Origin of the sequence: Kamptonema sp. PCC 6506 (assembly GCF_000180455.1) — a bacterium.
GTDB classification, from domain to species: domain Bacteria; phylum Cyanobacteriota; class Cyanobacteriia; order Cyanobacteriales; family Microcoleaceae; genus Kamptonema; species Kamptonema formosum.
The window spans coordinates 1-1,989 of the sequence record NZ_CACA01000064.1 but is presented as its reverse complement, the minus strand read 5'-3'; the positions used below and the strand labels follow the sequence as shown (position 1 = coordinate 1,989).

Annotated in this window: 2 protein-coding genes; both read right to left on the bottom strand. The window is 46.7% G+C overall.

What is annotated here, in order from left to right; genetic code table 11:
* Window positions 1-581 (bottom strand): DUF5331 domain-containing protein (locus OSCI_RS30550; protein WP_168371082.1); only part of this gene is annotated, 581 nt, incomplete at its 3' end.
* Window positions 582-616: 35 nt separating this feature from the next.
* Window positions 617-1,480, bottom strand: coding sequence for a ferredoxin:protochlorophyllide reductase (ATP-dependent) iron-sulfur ATP-binding protein (gene bchL / locus OSCI_RS03260; RefSeq protein ID WP_007353434.1), 864 nt, complete (start codon window positions 1,478-1,480; stop codon window positions 617-619).
* Window positions 1,481-1,989: the final 509 nt, after the last annotated feature.

Below are 1,989 nucleotides of genomic sequence, written 5' to 3'. Positions count from 1 at the left end.
TCTAAGCCCATGCCAGCTAAGTCATCTGACTCTTCTTCCAGATCCAAATCCCCAAATGATTCCTCATCAGACGAGATCAGTGCAGAAGTTACTGCCGCGACTCCGGCAACTCCGGCAACTCCGGCTGCTGCTAAGCCGATACCGCCCATAACATTAGAATTGTCGGCAGCGGGCGTTGTTGCTGCTGGAACGGCTGCGGGTGCAGCGCTGGGAGTTGGAGGCACTACTGGGGGTGCTTGGGCAGGTCTTGCGGTTACAGTTGGCACAGATGCGATCGCAGGTGGTACTACCTCTGACGAAGAAATGCCCAAGGCAACATCAGGGTCAAAATTTAACCCTAAAACCTCAATCAACGTTTCTGGATCTGGGTTAAGCCTAGTAAAAGGCAACATTAACTGTTCCAGATTCGGTTCGAGTGCGTTGAGAACTCCCAGGATGAGATAAGAGGGAGGCCGCCTGCCCCCGTCGGGGGTTGATACCGACTGTACCTGCATTTGGAGTACCAGCCAGGAACGATTGGCTTGGTAATACTGCAACCACTTTTGTTTTAAAGTACCTGATAAGTCTTCAAAAAAAGCCATGACCTCTATCTCCTCATCCTGAAATGCTAGACCTATTAAACCATCATCAGGTCTAGCTCTTCTTCCTCTCTGGCAACTTGAGGTGCAGGATTGAGGTAAAAGTCAGACAACAAAGAAAATAGTTCGCGATCGGGGGTGTCGTTGGGTACTACACCTTCGGGACAGGCCAATATCTGATCGGCGATGTTTAGGTAGTAATCGCAGACGTAGTTCAGAGAGGGATCGCTCTCTGCCATTTCAAACAGTGTTTTGCCTTTGACGCGGGAAATCCGAATATCTTCGATCAGAGGCAGCACTTCTAGCACTGGCATGGGTACTGTCTCTATATACTTTTCGATCAAGTCGCGCTTGGAGGTACGATTGCCGATTAGTCCGGCGAGGCGTAGAGGGTGAGTCCGAGCTTTTTCGCGCACTGAGGCGGCGATCCGATTGGCAGCAAATAAGGCATCAAAGCCATTGTCGGTAACGATCATGCAGTAGTCGGCGTAGTTTAAGGGGGCAGCAAAACCGCCGCAAACTACGTCTCCGAGTACGTCAAACAAGATGATGTCGTACTCATCAAAGGCGTTGAGTTCTTTGAGCAATTTTACAGTTTCGCCAACGACGTAGCCGCCGCAACCAGCACCAGCGGGAGGGCCGCCTGCTTCTACGCAGTCAACGCCGCCGTAGCCTTTGTAGATGACATCTTCGGGCCAAACGTCTTCGTAGTGAAAGTCTTTCTCCTGAAGGGTGTCAATAATTGTGGGGATCAGGAAGCCTGTGAGGGTAAATGTGCTGTCGTGCTTGGGATCGCAGCCAATTTGCAGCACTTTTTTGCCGCGCCGTGCTAAGGCAACTGAGATGTTGCAGCTAGTTGTCGATTTCCCAATGCCACCTTTTCCGTAAACTGCTAGTTTCACTGTGTTCTCCTATCGGTTCCTATCAAAACTATTGGGACGGTATTTTTTGCTTGTGGGCGCAATTATATTTGCGCTTTGTGCGGGCGACCCTTATGCCTTTGATTCAAATTTGGATTGGCCTTGTTTGGCTCCTTGATGGCATTATTGTCTAACTTCTCTAGAAAATAAAGGGGTGTCAGAGAGAGATTGGGTAGTAAACTAGACTATTTTCGCTCTTAATTTTAATAAACTTGCTATTTGAGATTATAAACCATATTTAAGGCTTTTTAAGATTTTTTAAGATTTTTATGTTAACTTTTTTATATAAAGAGGTACAAAATTAAATAAAGTTCAAGCTGCTAAGAATATTTGCTAATAACCCTGAATCTCCTATCTAGCTATTTGATTGCTGACGATCGCTAGATTATATAAGCATAAATACTTAAAGAACAGAGTGAAATCATAGTTAGTCTCAGTAATCACACCTATTGATGCTGAAACTTAAGTTTGATCGAGACGTGACCGAGGGG